The following is a 20,127-nucleotide window of genomic DNA, read 5'->3' on the forward strand; positions in this document are numbered from 1 at the left end:
AGATTTTCCACTTGGGCATATTGATGCCGTCGAACCACAAGGATCCCCGCCAATTGCTCCTACGATCTGGGGTGGGACGCGTTCATTCAATTACCACCATGTCGTTAAGCCCAGATGTTGGCCGATTCGCACCGGCGTGCTGGACGGCGCACGCACGGTCGTGATGCCACCGGTGGCCGAGACGCCCGTGCCGCCGCTGAAATAGCCCCCATCGATGACGCCGTCGCCGATGAGCGACATGGAACCGTCGGCCGTGAAGCCACCGCCGATGTCGGATGCAATCATCTCCGCCCACGTGCTGCCGAAGAAGGCCTTGAAGCCCCAGTCCTGGTTGATGGCGAAGTAACCGGTGACGCCCCGCGCATAGGTCACCGGTGCGGTGACGGCGATGTTGCCGGTCGCGAACACGTTGCCGCCGATGTCGCTCGCGCTCGTGCCGGCGACAATCGCGATGTTGGCGCCCGATTGAATCGTTCCGCCGTACGGCGTGACGGTGCTCGTCGCACTCGCGTGGCAGAAAATCCAGCAGCTTTGCGAGTAGCTTGCTTGTCCCGACATCACGGCGGCGTTCGTGAACGCGTCTTGCGCGATAATGTCGATATCGGCATTGTTCGACTGGATGATCCCGCCGGAATTGGTAATGTTTCGGCCGGAAATCGTCACCGGACCGCCAGTCGAAGCGATGTACGCAAGTTGGTCCGGCTGGCTGACGGACCCGTAGTCGACGTTGTAGCCGCTCGTCGAGTGCGTGAAAAACAGGAAGCTGCCGCCCGTGTTCGAGTACGCGATGGGCGCACCACCGGCCGTGCCGCCGCTATGGTCGATAACGTTTTGCACGTCACCTAGCGCCGCGAGCGTCACCGCACCGTTGGCGAGAATTCGAGCGTTGTCGTTGGTGATACCGCCTTGCGCAGCGAGCGTCGTCGCGCCGTTCGCCGCAGTCGTAACCGACGTCGCGGTGCCGCCATCGGAGACAATGCCCGTCGCATTTGCCGCGACAGCCCATGCAAGCAACGCGAGCACGAACAACGCTTTAGGCATCGGGCAGGTTGCTGCCGGGTTGCGGTGACGAGACCTCATGGAAATTGGCAAACTTTCAGAAAGTCGTATGCGCATGGCAACCGCCCACTCCCGCACCGTTCGTCGCCGAGCCGCCACAGTCCAATACACCACAAGCCGCGAGAACCAACGCGATAGCGAGCACCGCCGAACGTCGAATGCGGGAAAATGCCAAATTCATATAAATTCGTTATGCTAATTGCATACTCTTGAATCACTGCGCTTCAAAAGCGCCGCGACGACGCATCCAGCTCGAATGGAGATTAACCGTATAGAAGCGCTCGCAGACGCACTTGAGTGCTGGCCGTATCCTCGCCAACAAAGCAACGGTCGGACGCTCGTATTTGCACAATCCCTTTCGCGGGTTCGGTCACGCACAGCCATTCGGCGACATTCAGAAAACGCTTGCGAATCTGTCCGACGCGCGCCCAGAAGCGTTCCCCCAACCACATCACAGCCCCCACCGATTCGACGTAGCCTGTTCGCAGCATCCAGCGCCCAGGGTTTCCGGAGATATCAATTTCCATCCGTTGAACGGATGAAAGCAAACCATTCGACCTCATCGGCAAATGGGAATAGTTACGGCCGAAAATTTGATACTCGACCGGGTCGCGAACGTTTTGCCAGTAGTTGTATTGAACGTCTACCCCCCACGCCTGAACGAATCCATCCAAGGCTAGGAAAGGCTTCACCCAGTTTCCCCAATCACCCGCTGCGCCCGCGGACAATTCGGTGACCGTGATGTATGCATGGTCAAAAGCACCGACGACCTCAAATTGGAAAAAGAGCTCGGCGGTCTCGATGTGCGCCCACGTCCCTCTTTGTTCAATTCTCTTTAGCAGCGCTTCCGCCGATATGGCGTGACCACCCTCGAGAAAGGTCGTGTCAATGCTCAGCGTTCGCATGGCCTCGATGAGCAGGTGCAAGGCATCCAAATAGCCAATCGACGTCGCTCTGGGATACGACGTCACGCCGCCGTTCACCAGCATGTTTCCCTTTGGGTCAGCGAGGTCGCTGAGCGCAAAGACAATCTTCAGTTCTTCCGTTCGATTTCGTGCCATCATCAAACTACCCCGTTTCCCGCCGTCACTTCTCGATCTACTGCATAGGCCACTGCGTCTCTGCCCGGGCATCCGTCGATGTCAACCCAATTCCACTTCCGTCAACTCATCTGTTCTCACTATCGAGAGTCAATTGATCTCGAATCAACTCATAAAGACGCTCACGCAGCGCATCGAACACCTCGTTCTCATCGTTCAATACGTGACCATCTTTATGCAGAACAAGGTCGTTCAGCGAACCCATTCCGCCGAACAAGCGTAAGATTTCCGCTCGGACAACCGGGCATCCCTCTTCTACTCGATTCGCAAACTGAATCAGCACACACGCCCAGTCCTCCAAATCACAAAACAACAGCAACCCGCTCATGCGAATCAGCACGCTGCAAATTTCTTTGACACTTGCCATTTCAAATAGCTGTCTGTCGCAAGTTACACCGTGACGGAGACTAAATAATCGCCGCCAAGTTCTTTCCTCAATTGCTCAGCGAGCTGAACTCCCTTCACCTTGAAAGCGGCCTCTGCTTCCGCACTTTTAAAGCCGGATTTTGCAGGTTCGGACATATCCAACGTTTCATCGAACATTTGTGCCCAGTCTGCAAATTGTTGCTTGAGCTCCACCGAGATGGGCAACGTATTCGGATCGAGGTCGCCGTACATGCCGGGCGACATGTCCCATAGGGGATAGAATTGATGCTCGGCCATCACATTGATTTTTCTCATTTGACGCCCCCTTGGATTCGCATCCACGACAAAACCATTGCCTCTGACTGTAGAATTCGGAGACCTGCGCTCGAGGGACCCGTCACAGGAAAAATCACCTGTCCGCCCGAGGTCGTCCCCGTCGCAATAACGATTTGCAGGATGAATTTCACGCCGTTCGCAGCGAGTGTATCGAGGTCTGCCTGATTGACCGCCGCATTTTTGGAAGCAGCAGCCCCCCGTCGCACTGCTGTCTGTAGCCCCCGCAGCCGCTCCAATCGCCGTACCCGGACCAGCCGCAAATGACTCTCCAGCCTGCTCCTCATCGATTGCCGGTCCTGGCGGCACAAAAGCAATCGTATCTTTTTCGAATGCCCCGCGCGCAGCATCCTTTGTCAATTCGCTACTATCGGACAGATTCCATACCGCGTCGTGACGACGTATGATTCAAGCCCATTCGCTGTCCGAAGCGTCTTAAAGAGCAATGCGCGTCGATGGTCTCTTCGCGCGTGGGTGCGTCACTCTAGCCGCTTCAGCCACAGCCAACTGTCAACTTCTGTCAACGGTTGCATTGGGTACTAGGGCGATTGCACGAATTGTTAAACGGTTAGAACTCTTTCCAGCCAAGGAAGTTGTGCGGAATATCAATCGCCGGTTGCGGCCTTCGAGCGCCGAATCTAGTACCGCCTTCGTCGTCGCTTCGCCCGCCACCGCGATGATGTGCGGCTTGAACTCCCGCTTGCCGGGCGACGCAACGACCGTGTCGGCGCACGCATTCTATTTGGTCGTTCGTCAGAGTCCCGGTGCGAACGCCCACCGACACCGCCCCCTGGTTCGATTGCGCCACCACGTTGGAAAACGGTAGTGCGGCGAACTACCAGCGATAACCGGCCTGGACCTTGAGTGCGGTTGAGCCTCCGATGGCGGAAGAGACACCACCGGCAACGTTCAGGTTGGGTGTGGCTTGGTAAGCGATTGCGACACCAAGCGCGGTCGCATTGCCGTAAGTGCCGGCAGCGGCGCCGATCCACTTGTCGCCGACGCTGAGCATCGGGACGCTCGGGATGGCGAGGGCGGCCGCAACGCCGCGATCGGTGTAACGCTGCGCCGAGTAGAGGTTCTGAGAGGCTGCGGCGTTGAGCTGACTGACATTGACAGCATCGGTCGGATTCGTGCCCGCAGCGACGTTCGTGATGCGCCGTTCGTTGCCAGTCGAACCAACAGAAACCGTATTCGCTTGCGTTGCGACAGAGCCAGCACCGATTGCCACTGAATTCGCACCATTCGCTACGGCGTTCGCACCCATCGCCACGGCGTTATTTGCTGTGGCCGAGGCATTGGCGCCGATTGCCGTTGCGTTTTGTCCCGCCGCAGCCGCGTTTTGGCCGAGCGCCACGGTGCTTGCGCCGGAAGCACTCGCGCCAGGTCCGATCGCGACGGAATTCGCTCCGCTCGCTCCACCGCCTTCGTAGTTGCTCTGTTGAGCGCCGCCGTCGTTGACACTGTAGTAGTGCGTCGCCGTAGCGGTGACGGTATTCGACAGACTGTCGATCGCCTGATTCGTTGCATAGAGCTGGCTACCGTTGACGGCGTCGGTGCTGGTCGCAGTGAGTTGGCCTGCCGCTACGTTTTGGACTTGCCTATCCGCCCCAACAGAACCCACACTCACCACACCGGTCGGGGTAGCCCCGGCGAAGGTGTAGCTCTGACCACGAATTGTCGTACCCGATGTGGCGGTGGCAGCCGTCGTGGTGGAGCCACTGCCGAGCGCCACGCTATTTGCAACGGTCGCGCTGGCCTTTGAGCCCACGGCTAAGCTGTTGGTTGCGCTCGCGGCGGCCGCATTGCCCACCGCCGTGGCATTGGCACCGGCCGCGCTTGCCCCCGTACCAGCCGCCAGTGCGTCGATCCCCGATGCACCGGCATTGTTGTAATTGGCGCTCTGCGTACCACCATCATTCACGCTGTAGTAGTGCGTCTGGGCGTTGTCAACAATAGTAGTGACGTTGCCGCCCAGCGCACTGATCTGGCTTGCCACCGCGTAGAGCTGGCTGCCATTGACCGCGTCGGTGCTGGTGGCGTTGATCGCGCCTGGGGCGACGTTGACGATCTGTCGCTCGGCGCCAGGCGCGCCCACGCTCACCACGCCTGTCGCTGTACCAGCGAAGTTGCCGTAGGTGATCGCCGGGCCAGCGGCGTAGCTTGTAGTGCCGTCCGGATTGAGCGTGGCGATCACACTGGGGATAGCCGCACTGCTAATCTGCACCGCCACCTTGTCAGCGCTGTTGTTACCCAGCACCACGTTGTTGGCGTTGTTCACCGTTACGTTATTGCCCAGGACGAACGAGTCCGGGGCGTTGACCGTATTGGCGTTGCCGACGATGCGGCTGTTGTCCGAACCCGTAGGCAAGGTGTTGTTGTTGCCGAAGATGCCCGACTCGTTGGCCCCTACCGCGCCGTTATTGTTGCCTAGGGTGTAGGTGCCCGAGCCGGTAATGGTGGTCGGGTCGCCGATGGCGCCTGAGTTGTTGCCGGACACAACGTTGCCCGTCCCAATGGCAATGGAGCTACTTGCATTAACCGTCTCGCCTGAACCGATGGCCACGGAATTGAGTGCATTGGCACCGCTCACCCCTACACTGGAGCCTGTGCCGATAAGGATGGAATTATTAGCGTTGGCGTCAACACCGAGTCGCGAACCCGAGCCGATTAGGACGGCATTCTGGGCACTCACTGTCTCGTTGCTGTTGTTCACAAAACCCAGTTGAGACGACGCCCCAATGAGAACGCTGTTGTCGGCCGTCACCGAACTATTGGATGCCAAGCCGAATTGCGCGTAGGCGGCCGATCCGAGATTTGACTCAGACCCCATCAGCACGGCCTGAAACGCACTTGCCTTGTTTCCGCTACCAGCTCCGCCGACCGATGCTGCTCCGATGGTGATGTAATGACCCAGCGCCACCGACGAACTCGAGCCGCCTACACTTCCCGCCGCATCGGCCGTCCCGCCTTGCGCGAAGGTGCCAATCAGGATGGAATGATCCGCAGCGCCTTGACCGCCATTGGCTGAATACCCCATCGAACTGCCGATCCCGATGGCTTCCTGCGAACTGCTCTCAACCAGCCCCGCACCACTTCCCTGGCCGATACTCGCCCCAATGCCGATTGCATTTGGGGCCGTTGTGTTGACAAACTGCTGCTGCCCAGGCGCCGTGGCTGCAACAACGGGGGCCGCGCCCACCTGAGCGTCAAGCGCTACCGTATCGTGCCCATATGCCACCGCACCTGGCCCTATCGCTGTCCCCACATTTCCGAAAGACCCACCCGGCGCGGGTGTGGCTACCGCCCCCGTACCGATCGCAATCGAGGAACCGCCATTCGCAACGCCGCCGCCAGCGGAGTATTGTGCATGTGCGAAGATTGGAGACAGGTTGCCGAAAGCCAGAAGTATCGTCGTTACAATAGGGCGGGAAAACAAAGCACCTTGAGTTCGCACACCAACCTCGTAACCACGAGACGCCTCTCCGGCGGTCACCCCAATACTGCAGTGTTCGTCCGACTGGCGAGGAGCCAAGAGAGTCTGGGAATTTCCCGTTTTACCACGCGAGGCCGGCAATTCCGACACCGCGACCCACATTCCAAGCGCCTCGCTCCAGATGCTTCTGAATACTGCATTCATGCAATTCAACCCCACAATGACGATGCCCTGCACAACAGTTGCCGATCGCGACAACGCGTGCGAAGTTTCCTTTTTATGTACCCGCATGCTATGCGTATTACATCGACCCGACCGTCAGTAATTGTTAGTTATGCTTACTAGCTTGCTTACTTCTTCTGCGGCCCGTTTGTTGACGATCCAAGCACCCAAGTCGAACGTCTGGTTGAAGACAAGGCCGCATACAACCCGCTGGCAAGTCAGTCAGACACATTGACCTCTACCTGCGCTCCGTCTGGAATGTCGCGCAGGTGCTTATGCATCGAGCCGGTTGATCCATAATGTTCGCGGACTGGAACAGGGTTGACGTTGTCGACCTCATACTTCCCCTCGCTGAAGATTGGCAAGATGACGAACGTGTAGCACTCGCCAAGTCCTGGCACTTTGCCCGCAACATGAAGCTTCCCGACCAGGTCTGGCGAGAACCATTCATCAGCCAGATCCGAGTTCAACAGACCTTCGAAATGCGGGACGGAGTCGGCCACTTTTGTCAGTTCGGCTGTGCCGGTGTTCAGCCACCAGACGCCACAGGTATCCGGCTCAATGAACACCGTTGTAACTGCAACATCCAAGTCCTATGTTGCTCATATCACGTTGGCGAGACGTTCTGTGCGTGCGCCCGTTGTTGCGAGCGGATGCGCCGTGCAATTCCGCCCCCTTCTTATATCCTCAGTTTTCCTTATGAAAGAAGCACCCGTAACAGCGAGTTCACGGTCACAACGGACAGCCTGAATAAACTCTCACGATCATCTTTGATCACCCATCCATTAAACCAGAACCCCATCGAACAAATCTGAAGAATAGTCACAGATATGCGTAATGGATCAAGAGAACCAGGGTGATTGCACGAAAGGTTAAATATCCGTGCGCCTTACCAGCCGAGGATTTGCTCGCGATGGAGATCGCTGGTAGCGACTTTAAGGCGACGAATCTTTAGGCCTGCTTTGGTCTTGTGGTCGTGCTTTAACAGGTTCATGACGATACGCCGGAGGATGGCGAAGTTCTGGGCGGCATTGTCCACGCGCACGCGGCACTGGTCTTCGCCAAAGACCACATCAAGACACCAGTGGAGGTTGTTCTCGATACGACAGTGGGCGCGTACCGCACGGGCGATACGTTTTACGTCGGGTGGCAGGCTGGACACGAAATAGTGGCGCTCGGTCGTGACCGCGTCGCCAATCTCACGTGTAGACTCGATGACTGCGACTGAGTGGGCCCAGGGCAACACGTGGGCCCCGGCGAGCCTGGGGTCCCGGATCGCCATGCACCAGCGCGTCTCGATGCGTCCGTGGTCTTTGTCCACCTCGCGGTACTCGCTGCACAGCTTGCTGCGCTCGGCCGGTGCCAGGCGTTCGGCCGCCTTCAGCGCCTGCTGCACGCGCCAGCTCAGGGTGGGATGATTCTTCTTGACCGCCAGCACGTAGTCAGCTCCGGCCTGCACGATCTGTCGGGCAATCGTCTGCTGACAACCCATCGCGTCGATGGGCACAATTGTTCCCTTCAGGACCAGTGCGTCAAGCAGCTCCGGGATGGCGGCGATCTCGTTCGATTTGTCGGCCGTGCGCACCTGCTCGAGCACCACCCCCAGCCCGCTGCCGTACGCCGACACCAGATGGATGGCGCGCTCACCGCGCTGATGCGAGCCGCGCACCGCATGCCGCCCGCTGACGAGTTCCCCGTCCTGGTCCTCGAGCTCGACCTGGCCGTTGCGGCTGGCCCGCACTTCTTCGGTATTGAGATTGTCGATTGCTAGTCCGTGTGCGACCCGAGTCAAGCCCGTGCGAGCAAGGGCAATCCTTGCCCGAAGCTCGTCGGCTGAAACATCCGGCCGGTTTGTGTAGTCAAGCCACGGTACCGCCTGAAAGATTTCGCCGACAGCCCAGAGATTCTGCGGAGCGTGAAATTTGAGCAGGTCTTCGAGAATGGCAATGCGGTCCTGAGGGGCCAAAGTGCTGGGATTACTGCCGGAATCTTCTGGCATGGGTCCGCGTCTCCGTGTCGAAACAGGCCGGCCCACACTTGAGGGGTGAGCGGGGACATGACAGGGTTAGCAGACCGGAGGGAACCAAAACCGGCAAGCCCGAAGGCTCCCCCGCCAATGCCCGCCCATTGACGAAAGCAACAGACGAACAGAGGCAGCCGCACACCCTCCCGGGCGTGCGGGGTTCTCCTCTTCAGGCTGCTAAACCTGCTACCGGTGTTTCCGGCATATACCAGCCACAATACGGACGGCTTATGCGACGTAAGCGTCATTTGATGGCCGCATGGACAGAGCTGAAGCCAGTGTCCAAAGTGATGCCCGTTACTTCAAGTGGTGGGGACTACTTTGGACACACGGAATGCGAGACCATCGAACCGCAAGGGCCGACCGAACTACGCACCGGGATACCGACGGCAAGTTGCCGTCGCGGCGAGCGAGCCGACTCGGGCTTACGCTGCCGTCATGTACAGGCGCAGCGGCGGCAGCATCGATCAAGTCCGCCCGAAGCGCCGACGGGGCAGTAAGAGGCAGGATTTAGCGCCGAGGCATCGAGCGTCGGCGCAAATCACACAGGTTGCTCGATGCATCCCGCCCGGCGAGGATGAGAAGCCCTAGTCGTTAGCACGAGGCCTTTCTGTGAGCCCTCTTCGATTTCGCCAGACTCGCGGAATCAGGCGGAACGGCGCCGTCAGTTCCCAAGAACTCGAATTGAGGATCTCGAAAATCTGGGCCTGCGCTTCCCATTCGGTATTCGGAACATGCGGGATTTCTTTGCCCTGTCCTCTAGCCCGGCGAACGATATTGCGGACGAAACGCGTCAATCTCCACGATCTGGATCGATGAAAACTGCTCAGCGTGTTTCTGAAGTAATAGTCCTGGTGATGCATGTCCGGTTGGTAAGGAGACTGCGCAGACGGAACATGTTGTGTGACGATCTGTGACGGCAGATCCTTGATCTCACGAACCCACCAGCCGACCAGGCCGAACTGGCGTTCCTCGAGTAGGTTCTGCGATTGCGCCCAGATCCGCTTCTTTTCCAATGCCGCACGCAACTGCGCCGTACCGTCCTGCACGGAATTCGTCCCATCGGTGCGGATACAGTATTCCGCGCCGATGTACGGCAAGTACAGTGGCTCATGGATACGTGCGAGCCGCAGGAGGAAGTCGTAGTCTTCCAGCCGATCGAACCGCTCGTCGATCATCGGCATGTCTGGCGCGCGTTCCCGGTCAACTACGAAAGAATGAATCGGGATGAAATTCTCTTGCAGGTGGCTCAGATACGAATAGCGCTTGCGCCGGAACGGCATAGTCCGATGCGTAAGCTGCCCTTCTTCGTTGTACTGGGCACGGACAGTGTCGGAGTAGGCCCAAGCATAGTCGCTCTTCCGCAACTCGGCAATCAGCTTGGCGTAATGCTCCGGATAGACCTTGTCGTCGTCATCGAGGAAGGCGATATAGCGGCCGCTCGCCGCCTCAATGCCCAGATTCAGGCTCTTTGAACGCGCGTCCTTTTCGCTGCAATGCACGATAGTTCGCGCGTCGACGAAGCTGTACTTCCAGGAGTCGAGCACTTCGGCCAGCTTGTCGGCTTCTTCAAGCCGCTCCTTCGTCTGGACCACCACGAGCGCCTGCATGTCGCGGTAGGACTGGGCCGATAGCGTGAACAGGCACTTCTCCAGAAAGTGTTCGCGCCCCGGCATGCTCCGGATGACAATTGAGAGAGCCTCGTTCATTACTCTGTCCACATCTGTCGAGCAAACACCAAACCGTGCTGAAAATCAGGTGAGGCCTGAAACACCATTTCCATGGAGTGCTGGTCATGAGCCTCGACATAAGCCCGGATTTCTTCGGGTTCGACGTCGACAAGCGCTGTAAGCGTATGAAAAGCATTCAGCTTGAATTTCGCTGCTCGCCATTTGTGACCTAGCAGGTAGGCTGAGCGCCAGATGTCGGCGACACGCCCCGTGCGATCCATCGCATAGTGATAGAACCATGCCTTTGCCGCGGTATAGCACTGGAACCCTGCTGCCTTCACGCGCCATGACAAATCGACATCCTCGCAATACATGAAGAAGTCGTCGTCGAATCCGCCAATCTTGCGAAAGACCGCTGCAGGGTACAGGATGCAGGCCGCCGAGCACCAGGCCGTGGCACCCGTAGCCGGATCGAAATGTTTCGGGTGCATCACCGGTTCCTGAATTGCCTCGAAAATGCCCCCCCATTGATTCTGCTTTGCAAGCGCGATCATCTCGGCCACCGCGCGGGGATGCATGACGCCATCCGGGTTGAGACAGAGGTAAGCGCAACTTGCCGCGTCCATGGTCTTGAACAACGCGTTGTGTCCTCCGCCGAATCCCAGATTCGGCCCGGACGTCGCCCGGATTGGATATTCGCAAGTCTGAGATTGCTCCCACGCTGCAACATGTTCGAGACAGCCACCGCTCTGGTCGCGTATCAGGACCTCACGGATATGATGCCCAGCGGATTGCCGAAAAATCGAATTCAAACAATCGATGACTTCGCGGCGGGAATTTTTGAACAGGAGAATCCCAATAGATATCTGGATGTTGTCAACGCAATTTGTAACTTTTGACATAGTTACTCAGAATTTCAAAGGGCCTTGCTACCAGGTACCTCAACGGGCAGCACTCACGTGTGCTACGACAAACATGATGAGGGTAACAACCGCGGCAATCAGGTACTGGAATATATGCAGGATTCCCATAGCCGAAAGAAAAAATACCGTGCCTCCCGGGAGAAAGAAGCGCGGCGAGCTCACACTTCATCTCCGATCATTCCGGGGATCAGGAGGAGAGCCCATCGACTTCATCTAAGGCCGATTGAGGCCGCTTGGTGGACTGCACGTTATGCTAGCAGCCAAGCGCCATGGCATTGTCAACATTTGTAGTGGTATCGCGACGACACCCGACTATCCGCACCTGGCCCAGCGTCTGTTTAACGTGCCGCTCGCAATCACGCCGGAAAAGCTCGAAATCATGATGGCAGCGCTCGCGAATCGATTCGGCCTCGCGCGTCTCACGCGTGCTGATGGCGAAATCGTGCTGCTCGACGCCGACTATGACGCGGGCGAACCCGCGCAGGAACGCCCCTACGAAGTCTTCGAGGGCATCGCCGTGATTCCCGTACAGGAAACTCTGTTAGCGAAGCTCGGCATACTGCACCCGTATTCCGGCATGACCGGCTATGACGGCATCCGCGCCAACCTCGCTATGGCGCTCGCCGATGACACGGTGCGCGCGATCGTGCTCGACATCGATTCGCCCGGTGGCGAGGTAGCGGGATGCTTCGACCTCACAGACGCGATCTATGCCACGCGCGGCGTCAAGCCGCTGCACGCGATCCTCACGGAGAACGCCTTTAGCGCGGCGTATGCGCTCGCGTCGGCTTGCGACACGGTTGTCGTACCGCGTACCGGTGGCACGGGCAGCATCGGCGTGATCGTCGCGCCCGAGGATTTCTCGAAGGCGCTCGCCGCTGCCGGGATTACGGTCACGCTCATTACCTACGGCTCGCGCAAGGCAGACGTCAACGACGTGCAGCCGCTATCGAATGACGCACGCGCGCGCATTCAGTCTGACGTGGATGCCGTGGGCGAGTTGTTCGTCGCGACTGTCGCGCGTAATCGCAACCTCACGCCCGCGAAGGTGTGCGCCACGGAAGGCCTTACATACCTGGGCGGAGCAGGCTTCGATATCGGCCTCGCAGATGCCGTCATGGCCCCGGACGCGGCACTGCTCGCCGTCATGGGTGAACTGCAAACCTCGATGATCGCGAGGACGACGACGATAAGGACAAGCCCGGTGACGATGACGACAGCGGCAAGGGCAAGCGCGGACGCAAGGCGCGGCGCGCGCCCAGGACGATGCCGAAGACGATGACGACGAGTCCGAGATGCGCGGCTCGTCGCCAGCTGCCGCCGCGCGCCGCCGCGAGCAAGCACGCTGTTCCGCAATCTTTGCGACACACGCCGCTTCGCGCAATCCGCAGCTCGCCGCCCGGCTCGCCTTTAATACGCGCTTGCCACGCCGTGAAGCCATCGCTGTGCTCGAGGCATCGCCATCGCCACCACCACCCGCGCACAATCGCGCGGCCAACAATCCGCGTGTCGGTCCCGGCTCGTCGACCGAAGCGCTCTCACCGCAGGCGATTTCGGCCGGATGGGACCGCGCCATTGAGCAGATCAACCCGCGCCGCGCGCGCTGAACCTGGGGGATTGCCATGAACATGCCTACTGTCCCGCCGCTCTACGAAATCTGGCACGACGGCGGATTCCTGGTTTCGGAAGCGAACGGCCACCAGTCGCGCGACGCGATCCTCCTGACGGGCCGCGCGCGCGTGCTGGCCGGTACCGTGCTCGGTAGCGTCAGCGTCGGAGCATCGGCGACACCACCTGCGACGCCGCCCGCGCCAACGCTCGTACCCGGCGCGAACAACGTCGGCAATGGCTCGCTCGCGCTATTCGGCAGTCCCGCAGCGGGCACGCCATCCGGTATCTACACGGTCATCTTCACATCGGCGATGACCATTAACGTGAAAGGGCCGGGTGGGCGCTGTCACGTTATAGCGTTTGCGACGCAATTGCGGAGAGGACGCGCATTTGCTCAGAAAGCGGACGGATCTCGGGTGATCTCAGTGAAGCGATGCCAGGCGTCGAAGCGCGCGGCGAGTTGTTAGCGATAGAGCGAGGTGCGCAGTAAATGTTCCTTGAGCGCGAGGTGCTGCCGGATCGGACCGAAGCTCGATAGGAGAGCCTGTGTGCGTTCAGGATCGCGGAAAACACGCATGCGTCGCTCGCGTTCGCGCGTCGGTTGATGACTGTTTTCGGCCCTGTTGTTCAGCCGCGCGCTGGCTTTGACGAAAACGTGCCTGACGTGGGCGAGCTCGGGAATCTCGGCTTTCGCCGCCGGATAGCTGCGCAGTTGGTCGGTCACGATCTTGCGCGGTGCCTCAGCACACGAGACAAGCACGCGCTTGAAAAATCGTTTGGCTGCAGCCTTCTCGCGGTGCTTCTGTAGCAGGATATCGAGCTCGGGACCGTGCTGATCGACGGCGCTCCACAACAGGTAAGGCTCGCCGCGCAACGTCACAAATACTTCGTCAAGGTGCCAGGTCGTGCCGGGCTTGCGACGAGCCGCCTTGACACGGCGCGCGAAGCACGCGCCGAATTTATCGCACCAGCGTCGGATCGTTTCGTAACTGACACAACCCCGCGCTCGAACACAGTTCTTCGATATCACGCAGGCTGAGCTGAAACCTGAAATACCAGCGCACCGCGCAACTGATAACCGCCACCGGAAAGCGATGATCGTGGTAGAGCGATTTTGCATTCTTCATCACGCGATCTTACCCGACCATCTCAGCAACGCGACAGTGCCCCGGCAATACAACGTGAACCAGCGCACGCACACCAGAATCACTTCCGGCGCATAGTTCAACCGTTTCCGTACTTTGGCCAACGCCGGGTTCAGCGTCCTCATCAATTCACTCATCGGCGACGGTCGCGTATCCGCTGTGCCTGCGACAGCTTGAGGAAATAATGGCCGAACGTGGGATCGCGGTCGATCATTCAACCGTGCATCACTGGGCGCTCAAGCTGCTACCCGTGCTGGAGAAAGCGCTCCACCGCTGCAGACGCCCGGCCGGCAGGAGTTGGAGAATGAGCCAAACATGTCCCAAAGGAGCGCCGCCCATCGGGGGGATGGGCCGTGCGCCGCAGACCCTCCTGGCTGCCTCCAAAAGGAGGGGGTAACTCCACATCTCCCTAAGTCAGGCTATCAATGTGTCACGCGCAAATTGTCACAAAAGTTGACAACGCTTATTCAAGCGGCTCCCTAGAATCGCATCTTCATAGACACTGCACCTGCAGGCGGCGGGCGCGACGACTGGTCGGATTCAGTATCGATCAGCTGCCTTGAACAATGAAATGTCGCCATCGGCGAAATGTGTTTGGTCTCGATCCGGCCCTGAACCCAGGCGCCGAGGCCTTCGTGATTCAGCAACACCTTCAATTGGCCGGTGGTTACCTGTGGTGCGGCCACACTCTCGCCTTTCCGGGTCAGCAGCAGAATCAGTCGAAGGCGCCGCGACGCGCGACGAATTCGACGCCAAAGAGTCGGTCCACGTTGCCGGCTGATTGCAGTAGCCTTTCTCGTGTCACAACCAGGCAGGCGCTCGCGGCGAAGCAATGCTTTCTTAGAGAAGAGGGTGGTTACATGGATAACAACTCGGCGCAAGTATTCCAGAAAATCTACGACGAGAAGGGTTGGCAGTCCCAGGAGAGCGTGTCCGGATGGGGCTCAGAGCTAAAGAATGCGGCGCAGGTAATTCGTGAGCTTCCGGGATTGCTGCGACGCTTCCGGGTGAACTCAATGCTTGATGTGCCATGCGGCGATTTCAACTGGATGCGCCACGTCGATCTCACTGAAATTGACTATATCGGCGCCGATATCGTCCCTGACCTCGTCGAGATTAACAAGCGGACGTGGGCAGCACCGAGTCGCCGCTTCGTGCATCTCGACCTGCTACGCGACACGCTACCTGAGGCGGACCTGATCTTGTGCCGCGACTGCCTGTTCCATTTCTCCCACGTTGACGTGTTTCGAGCGCTCGAGCGTTTTGCGGACACGGCGGCGCGCTTTCTGCTAACAACAACTTTTGTCTATCGTACATATCCACGCAACGCGGATATCGTTAGCGGCCAGTGGACGCCAATCAACCTGGAAATGGCGCCTTACGATCTTGACCCACCCCTTGCCTTGCTGATCGAAGGCAGTCACGAGAGCATTATCTACGGACCAGATATCGGCACGGTGCCCATGTCGGACCGCTGTCTCGGCCTGTGGGATATGGAGATCGTTCGCAAGCGCATCCGTCGCCTGTCCGGTGAACTCCGGAATACGCTATGATAGTAGTCAGCCATTTCCGTCAGCCGGCACCGGCGAGTCTCGCCAATCATCGGCAATATGCACGACTCTACAGTTACCGCCACGAGGTTATAGACGCCTCTGCCATGCCGCAGGTGATGCCGCTACGGGCGCTGCATCGCTACGAAGTCCTTCTCAATACACTACGTCGAACACCACCTGAGCAACTTGTGCTGTTGCTGAGCGAAGATTCTGCGATCATCGAGCCGGTTGCGCTGGACCGCCTGATGGCCGGGCGTGACACGCTTCATGTACGCACGTCCTCGCATGAGCTGCCACAGGTCGACGTGCAGATCTGGCGTAACACCGAGGCGGTACGAGATACTGTATTGCGGCTTATCAAAAAGTCCAGGCTCGGCGGTAACGTGCAACATTCATCCGAGGCAGCTTTATTCGCGGGTCTTGAAACGCATCACTACAGGACATTGATTGACGGGATCTGCGTGGTCATGCCGACCGGATGCAACTGCGATCCGCTCTGGACCCGAGTGCCGACGTTTGCAATCAGTATTGACGAGATGCCGCATTCCCCCGAGCAAAAATCTGTTATGCCCCGCTTTCGCAACGTGCTAGTCGAACGCATTAACCGCGCCCGGGCAACCGGCCTGCCGATTTTTTCGTTTCCAGAATATGCTTCCACCCCGGACGTTGAAACTGCCGAGCGCAGTACCTACAATCCTGGGCGTTCAATTGCGATCACGACACTTTATACGCCCAATATCGGAAGCTACGCGCGCATTGCAGAAGGCAATATCCGCCGCTACTGCGAGGCGCAAGGCTATACGCTGTATGTGCATCGCAATATTCCGCACGAAATTGGACTGGACGCGACCGGCAACTGGTTCAAGCCATGGCTGTTGCACGGCTACCTGCAACATCATGATTGGGTTGTCTGGTTAGACGCCGACGTGCTCATCGCCAACCAGCAACAAAAGCTGGAGCCGCTGCTCGAAGGGCGCGACTGGCTGCTGGCACACGACGTCGGGCAGTGGCCCTTTAACGCCGGCATTGTGGGTTTTCGACGCACCGCGCGCACCGACGTGATGCTGCGAGATCTCATGGCCGTGATTGCCAAGCTTCCCGACACGTCGAGCGTGTATGTCGACAACGGCGACCAATTCCATTTCATTAACGCCATGAAGAAGGCCGAGATGTTGCGAGACGATACCATTTCAGATATGGTCGGCATCAACACGCCTTGGGTGTTTCGCCGCCCTGACAGCTTCATTGTTCACTATTACGGAATGTGGAACGAGATGCGTGTGCTGATGATGGCGCATGACGACGCGCTCCTGCCATAGAACGGGGTAACATCACACCCTGAATCTCAAGATCAGGACACGCGGGCAATCATCTACGCACTAAAGCACGTGAGGGCACAAGGCCACTATCCTCTCAAGCTGATTCACGTCGTCCACGCCACGATTAGCGCCTCTAGCAAGTGCCCTTTAACGGCCAACCCGCCCAGCGTAAGATTCTCTCCGAATACTGGAAGCCAGTCTCCTCACAGCGGGCCGCCCACCTTGCTCTCCCTGTGGTGGAAATCCCGGCTGACCGCGTAGGAAACAACGAGCCGCCGAAGGAGCTTCACGACCTTCTCGTTCAGTGCCAACACCGCGGCGGTTTTTTTCAGTTTGAAATGGAACGGTTCTGCAGGCCAGGGGCAGATGTCGATTGACGCAAACGTTGCGTGCTCGTCGCAGACGGAAATTTCATTATGAAAAATCGGATGCAACCCGATACGAGACGTGGCAATCTTCCGCTTGGTCCCAATCCGTTGCCCCGTCACATATGGACGTAAAGGAATGCAACATCGTGGGAAACAACACTTGATCGACGCCTTCAGTGAAAACTCGCGCGCTGCGATGCTTTTCTTCGGAGTGGTCGCGCTACTGTGCGCGACGGCGATCAGCCCCGCGATTGCGAGTCAGCCCGGCGATGTACCTGTCGACCTTGCGCCTTTGTCCGCTGCGGATCTGCATACGCTGGAAACCGCGTTTGACGTAATCAAGAATGATTACGCCGGTCATGTGGACGACGAGGCGCTTATGACGAGTGCCATCAAAGGCATGGTTTCCAGTCTGGATCCCCATTCCGAGTTCTTTTCTCGCGATGAATTTTCTCGTTTGCACGAGCAACTCGATGGGGGATTTGCAGGAGTCGGCCTTCAGGTTGGCATGGAGGACGGGCGGGTGCGCGTCTACGCTCCTCTCAAAGACACGCCTGCAGAAAAGGCCGGCATTCGCGCGGGCGACTTTGTGACGTACATCGACGACACGCCTACACAAGGGTTGACCTTGGCAGAAGCTGTCAAACGTATGCGAGGCGCCGCCGGCACACACGTAAGATTGACTCTTTATCGCACTCGGGACGACGAGACAAAAACCTATGTCGTCACGCGTGCGCTGATTCACTCGTCCAGCGTCACGACCGATATTCCGATTCCGGGTTATGCGTATATACGCATCAGCAGCTTCGATGAACAGACCATCACAGACCTGGCGACCCGCTTGCGCCCGCTCGCCTACACTCGCCCTCCCTTGAAGGGTCTGGTGCTAGATCTCCGTTCAAACGGTGGGGGAGTCTTGCAGGATGGCGTAGGAGTTGCCAGCGCATTCTTGCCCCCGGATACTGTTGTCGTGACTTCCAAAGAGAGAAAACCCGACTCTGGACATACGTATCGCACCACTTATGTGGACTATCGCCGTACCTCGTTCACGGACGATCCACTTGCCGGTCTGCCAGTGATGTACAAGACCTTGCCTCTTGTGGTTCTGGTCAACGCGCAGTCGGTATCGGTGACAGAGGTCGTCTCCGCTGCACTGCAAGACACACGTCGGGCGGTCATCATGGGTCAGCCGACTTTTGGAAAAGGAACGATTCAGGTAACGGGTGCCGTCCAGGGCGGTGCCGGGCTTATGTTGACAGTTGCGCGCTACTACACACCCAGCGGACGCTCGATTCAGAATTGCGGCGTCGTGCCGGACTTGATGGTTGACGCCTATCCGGACGGCGATGTCGACGCGTTACCCGCTGTGCGCGAAATCGATCTTGCGAACCATTTGGCCAACCCGCTCAACCCAAACGAAGCGTTACTCGAGGTTCTGCACCAACGAGACGTGCTGGATACACTCCGCACAGTGGAGGCAAAGCAGCCCCACGAATCGTCGCCGCCTCGACGCCCCGGTCAGCGACGTCCGCCTGTCGAATTTGGAAAATCTAACGATTTCGTCTTGAAGCAAGCCTTGAATTGGCTTCGAGGTCGAATCGTCCTCCTGTCCAAAGCACAAAGCGTTGAATATTGTAATGGGGCATCAGGCAATGTTAGCCCATAAAGTAACAATTTTTTAACGCTGATTTCCGGTCGCGACGAGCGTGGCGCGCTACTCAATAGCCTATACGCTGCGAAAGGATTTCTGGTGCAGGTATCACGGGTGGACACGACACGTGTGACGCGTCTCGCCCGGCTGACTCACCGTGAAAGGCCAGTGATGGACATCGTGCACTCTGCAGACTACGTTTTGCAAGATTAGCAGAACCAGTTGGGCCCCTTTCTCGACATGCTTGTCCGGCTTCTGGTGTTGATTCGCACCCGAAATTGAGGTGACGACCGCACTAATCATTGATACCTGCGTCCGGATCAAGTCATCGCCGCGCGGAAGAATCCGCATTGATCGCAGGCGCTGCCCTGAACTATCCTTGAAGCCTTGTCCCATAAGGCTTCGAGAATAGTTCAGGCTCGACTACCGAAGCAAATCGACCCGGGCAGTGGTCTTGCGCTCCACATTTTCCACACGGTCTCCCTCATGAACAGCCGGTGCCAGGTACTCGCTTACGCGTGAGTTCATATTTCGGCGAACGTGATCACTGGTTCCTATTGATGGCATCAAGCAAATCACTCCAGCAGTGTGCCGTCTGTTTGTCTTGTCAGGCTACGCTCGCCGGCACACCCGACGACCGCTCGATGGCCTTGATGACCCCGTGCTCGAGCGTCAGCTTCACGTTGCAAAGATCGCTAATGATCTGCGGATTATGTGACGCCAGAATCATGATGCTCGCGCGACCGACGAACGACTGCATGCGTTCTTCAGCCTTCGCGACGAACGACGCGTCGCCGACGCTAAGCCATTCATCCATCAATAGGATGTCGGCTTCGACGCTGGTCACGATAGAAAACGCGAGTCGCAACACCATGCCGCTCGAATACGTCCGAACGGGCATGTGCAGGTACTCGCCCAACTCGGAGAACTCGGCAATCGACGGCGTCAACTCACGCATCTGTGCCTTTGAGGCACCGAGCATCAAACCGCGGAGAAGAATGTTTTCGTATCCGCTTGCCTCGTGGTCGAGACCCAACGTGACGTCGAGCAAGCTCGTGATGCGCCCCTCGCTGCGCAGGGTACCGAAAGTCGGTTCATAGATACCGGCCAGCATCCGCAAGAGCGTCGTCTTACCGGCGCCGTTGTGCCCGACTAAACCAACACGGTCGCCCGGACGAATATCGAGCGTAATGTCGCGCAATGCTTCAACCACCGTGATATTCCGGCTGCCCGCCGCAATGCGGCCGCCCGTCGCCGCCGACAACACCATCTGCTTGAGTGAACGGTTGCCCGTCCCGTAGACAGGCAGGTGCAGGGTGCACTTGTCAAGACTGAGATAAGCCATTGT

16 protein-coding genes and 4 pseudogenes are annotated in these 20,127 nt (G+C 58.3%); 7 read left to right on the plus strand and 13 right to left on the minus strand.

The annotated features are described in order from the left end of the window. Positions 1–90: 90 nt before the first annotated feature. From FAZ95_RS36335 to FAZ95_RS36380, 9 genes are all read right to left on the minus strand, one after another. On the minus strand, positions 91–1,041 hold the full coding sequence (locus tag FAZ95_RS36335; protein ID WP_254700160.1) for a hypothetical protein: 951 nt from the start codon (positions 1,039–1,041) through the stop codon (positions 91–93). A gap of 281 nt (positions 1,042–1,322) precedes the next feature. Continuing rightward, the gene (locus FAZ95_RS36340; protein ID WP_137337169.1) at positions 1,323–2,123 is read right to left on the minus strand and encodes a hypothetical protein; all 801 of its coding nucleotides are present in this window, start codon (positions 2,121–2,123) and stop codon (positions 1,323–1,325) included. A gap of 103 nt (positions 2,124–2,226) precedes the next feature. Beyond that, positions 2,227–2,526 carry a DUF6966 domain-containing protein gene (locus FAZ95_RS36345; RefSeq protein ID WP_137337170.1) on the minus strand — a complete coding sequence of 100 codons (300 nt, stop codon included), beginning with the start codon at positions 2,524–2,526 and terminating at the stop codon, positions 2,227–2,229. Between the two features lie 23 nt (positions 2,527–2,549). Continuing rightward, positions 2,550–2,840, minus strand: coding sequence for an immunity protein CdiI family protein (locus tag FAZ95_RS36350; protein WP_137337171.1), 291 nt, complete (start codon positions 2,838–2,840; stop codon positions 2,550–2,552). Positions 2,841–3,693: 853 nt separating this feature from the next. Further along, positions 3,694–6,552, minus strand: a complete 2,859-nt coding sequence (locus FAZ95_RS36355; protein WP_175425853.1) for an ESPR-type extended signal peptide-containing protein — start codon at positions 6,550–6,552, stop codon at positions 3,694–3,696. Positions 6,553–6,734: 182 nt separating this feature from the next. Next, positions 6,735–7,106: a T6SS immunity protein Tdi1 domain-containing protein gene (locus tag FAZ95_RS36360; RefSeq protein WP_137337173.1), complete on the minus strand. Its 372-nt coding sequence runs from the start codon at positions 7,104–7,106 to the stop codon at positions 6,735–6,737. 299 nt (positions 7,107–7,405) lie between these two features. Continuing rightward, entirely contained in the window at positions 7,406–8,515 is a 1,110-nt protein-coding gene (locus FAZ95_RS36365; protein WP_137337174.1) for an ISAs1 family transposase, read from the minus strand. A 611-nt stretch (positions 8,516–9,126) separates the two neighbouring features. Then, a complete protein-coding gene (locus FAZ95_RS36375) occupies positions 9,127–10,248 on the minus strand; it encodes a glycosyltransferase family 2 protein (RefSeq protein ID WP_137337175.1) in 1,122 nt (373 codons plus the stop codon). Next, positions 10,248–11,111 carry a glycosyltransferase family 2 protein gene (locus FAZ95_RS36380; protein WP_137337176.1) on the minus strand — a complete coding sequence of 288 codons (864 nt, stop codon included), beginning with the start codon at positions 11,109–11,111 and terminating at the stop codon, positions 10,248–10,250. Before FAZ95_RS36380 ends, FAZ95_RS36375 begins: the two co-directional genes overlap by 1 nt. A 271-nt stretch (positions 11,112–11,382) precedes the next feature. On the opposite strand from FAZ95_RS36380, the gene FAZ95_RS36385 reads away from it, so the two are divergent. From FAZ95_RS36385 to FAZ95_RS36395, 3 genes and pseudogenes are all read left to right on the plus strand, one after another. After that, a complete protein-coding gene (locus FAZ95_RS36385; RefSeq protein WP_137337177.1) occupies positions 11,383–12,414 on the plus strand; it encodes a S49 family peptidase in 1,032 nt (343 codons plus the stop codon). Positions 12,415–12,427: 13 nt separating this feature from the next. Beyond that, entirely contained in the window at positions 12,428–12,739 is a 312-nt protein-coding gene (locus tag FAZ95_RS36390) for a hypothetical protein (protein ID WP_137337178.1), read from the plus strand. 21 nt (positions 12,740–12,760) lie between these two features. Further along, a pseudogene (locus tag FAZ95_RS36395) lies at positions 12,761–12,898 on the plus strand (hypothetical protein); the annotation flags it as partial. 239 nt (positions 12,899–13,137) lie between these two features. Here FAZ95_RS36395 and FAZ95_RS36400 read toward each other — a convergent pair. Continuing rightward, positions 13,138–13,870: pseudogene (locus FAZ95_RS36400) on the minus strand (IS6 family transposase). Positions 13,871–13,917: 47 nt separating this feature from the next. Continuing rightward, a pseudogene (locus FAZ95_RS36405) lies at positions 13,918–14,013 on the minus strand (IS6 family transposase); the annotation flags it as partial. Between the two features lie 20 nt (positions 14,014–14,033). On the opposite strand from FAZ95_RS36405, the pseudogene FAZ95_RS36410 reads away from it, so the two are divergent. The 3 genes and pseudogenes from FAZ95_RS36410 to FAZ95_RS36420 all read left to right on the plus strand — a co-directional run. Continuing rightward, positions 14,034–14,204 (plus strand): annotated as a pseudogene (locus tag FAZ95_RS36410) (IS6 family transposase); the annotation flags it as partial. 544 nt (positions 14,205–14,748) lie between these two features. Further along, positions 14,749–15,441: a class I SAM-dependent methyltransferase gene (locus FAZ95_RS36415; RefSeq protein ID WP_137337179.1), complete on the plus strand. Its 693-nt coding sequence runs from the start codon at positions 14,749–14,751 to the stop codon at positions 15,439–15,441. Beyond that, entirely contained in the window at positions 15,438–16,760 is a 1,323-nt protein-coding gene (locus FAZ95_RS36420; RefSeq protein ID WP_137337180.1) for a glycosyltransferase family protein, read from the plus strand. Before FAZ95_RS36415 ends, FAZ95_RS36420 begins: the two co-directional genes overlap by 4 nt. 203 nt (positions 16,761–16,963) lie before the next feature. Here the strand turns inward: FAZ95_RS36420 and FAZ95_RS36425 are convergent, their stop codons facing one another. Further along, positions 16,964–17,194: a hypothetical protein gene (locus FAZ95_RS36425; RefSeq protein ID WP_137337181.1), complete on the minus strand. Its 231-nt coding sequence runs from the start codon at positions 17,192–17,194 to the stop codon at positions 16,964–16,966. A 94-nt stretch (positions 17,195–17,288) separates the two neighbouring features. Between FAZ95_RS36425 and FAZ95_RS36430 the strand changes: the two genes are divergently transcribed. Continuing rightward, a complete protein-coding gene (locus FAZ95_RS36430; RefSeq protein ID WP_175425854.1) occupies positions 17,289–18,794 on the plus strand; it encodes a S41 family peptidase in 1,506 nt (501 codons plus the stop codon). Between the two features lie 592 nt (positions 18,795–19,386). Here the strand turns inward: FAZ95_RS36430 and FAZ95_RS36435 are convergent. Beyond that, on the minus strand, positions 19,387–20,124 hold the full coding sequence (locus FAZ95_RS36435) for an ABC transporter ATP-binding protein (protein WP_137337183.1): 738 nt from the start codon (positions 20,122–20,124) through the stop codon (positions 19,387–19,389). Positions 20,125–20,127 lie beyond the last annotated feature (3 nt).

This window comes from Trinickia violacea (assembly GCF_005280735.1).
Taxonomy (GTDB): Bacteria; Pseudomonadota; Gammaproteobacteria; order Burkholderiales; family Burkholderiaceae; genus Trinickia_A; species Trinickia_A violacea.

Excerpts from the sequence above, each read along its gene's own strand:
- FAZ95_RS36415 (WP_137337179.1), top strand. The coding sequence starts at position 14,749 with ATGGATAACAACTCGGCGCAAGTATTCCAGAAAATCTACGACGAGAAG.
- FAZ95_RS36345 (WP_137337170.1), bottom strand. The coding sequence starts at position 2,526 with ATGGCAAGTGTCAAAGAAATTTGCAGCGTGCTGATTCGCATGAGCGGG.
- FAZ95_RS36385 (WP_137337177.1), top strand. The coding sequence starts at position 11,383 with ATGCTAGCAGCCAAGCGCCATGGCATTGTCAACATTTGTAGTGGTATC.
- FAZ95_RS36365 (WP_137337174.1), bottom strand. The coding sequence starts at position 8,515 with ATGCCAGAAGATTCCGGCAGTAATCCCAGCACTTTGGCCCCTCAGGAC.
- FAZ95_RS36380 (WP_137337176.1), bottom strand. The coding sequence starts at position 11,111 with ATGTCAAAAGTTACAAATTGCGTTGACAACATCCAGATATCTATTGGG.
- FAZ95_RS36340 (WP_137337169.1), bottom strand. The coding sequence starts at position 2,123 with ATGATGGCACGAAATCGAACGGAAGAACTGAAGATTGTCTTTGCGCTC.
- FAZ95_RS36390 (WP_137337178.1), top strand. The coding sequence starts at position 12,428 with ATGCGCGGCTCGTCGCCAGCTGCCGCCGCGCGCCGCCGCGAGCAAGCA.
- FAZ95_RS36335 (WP_254700160.1), bottom strand. The coding sequence starts at position 1,041 with ATGCCTAAAGCGTTGTTCGTGCTCGCGTTGCTTGCATGGGCTGTCGCG.
- FAZ95_RS36375 (WP_137337175.1), bottom strand. The coding sequence starts at position 10,248 with ATGAACGAGGCTCTCTCAATTGTCATCCGGAGCATGCCGGGGCGCGAA.
- FAZ95_RS36435 (WP_137337183.1), bottom strand. The coding sequence starts at position 20,124 with ATGGCTTATCTCAGTCTTGACAAGTGCACCCTGCACCTGCCTGTCTAC.
- FAZ95_RS36350 (WP_137337171.1), bottom strand. The coding sequence starts at position 2,840 with ATGAGAAAAATCAATGTGATGGCCGAGCATCAATTCTATCCCCTATGG.
- FAZ95_RS36420 (WP_137337180.1), top strand. The coding sequence starts at position 15,438 with ATGATAGTAGTCAGCCATTTCCGTCAGCCGGCACCGGCGAGTCTCGCC.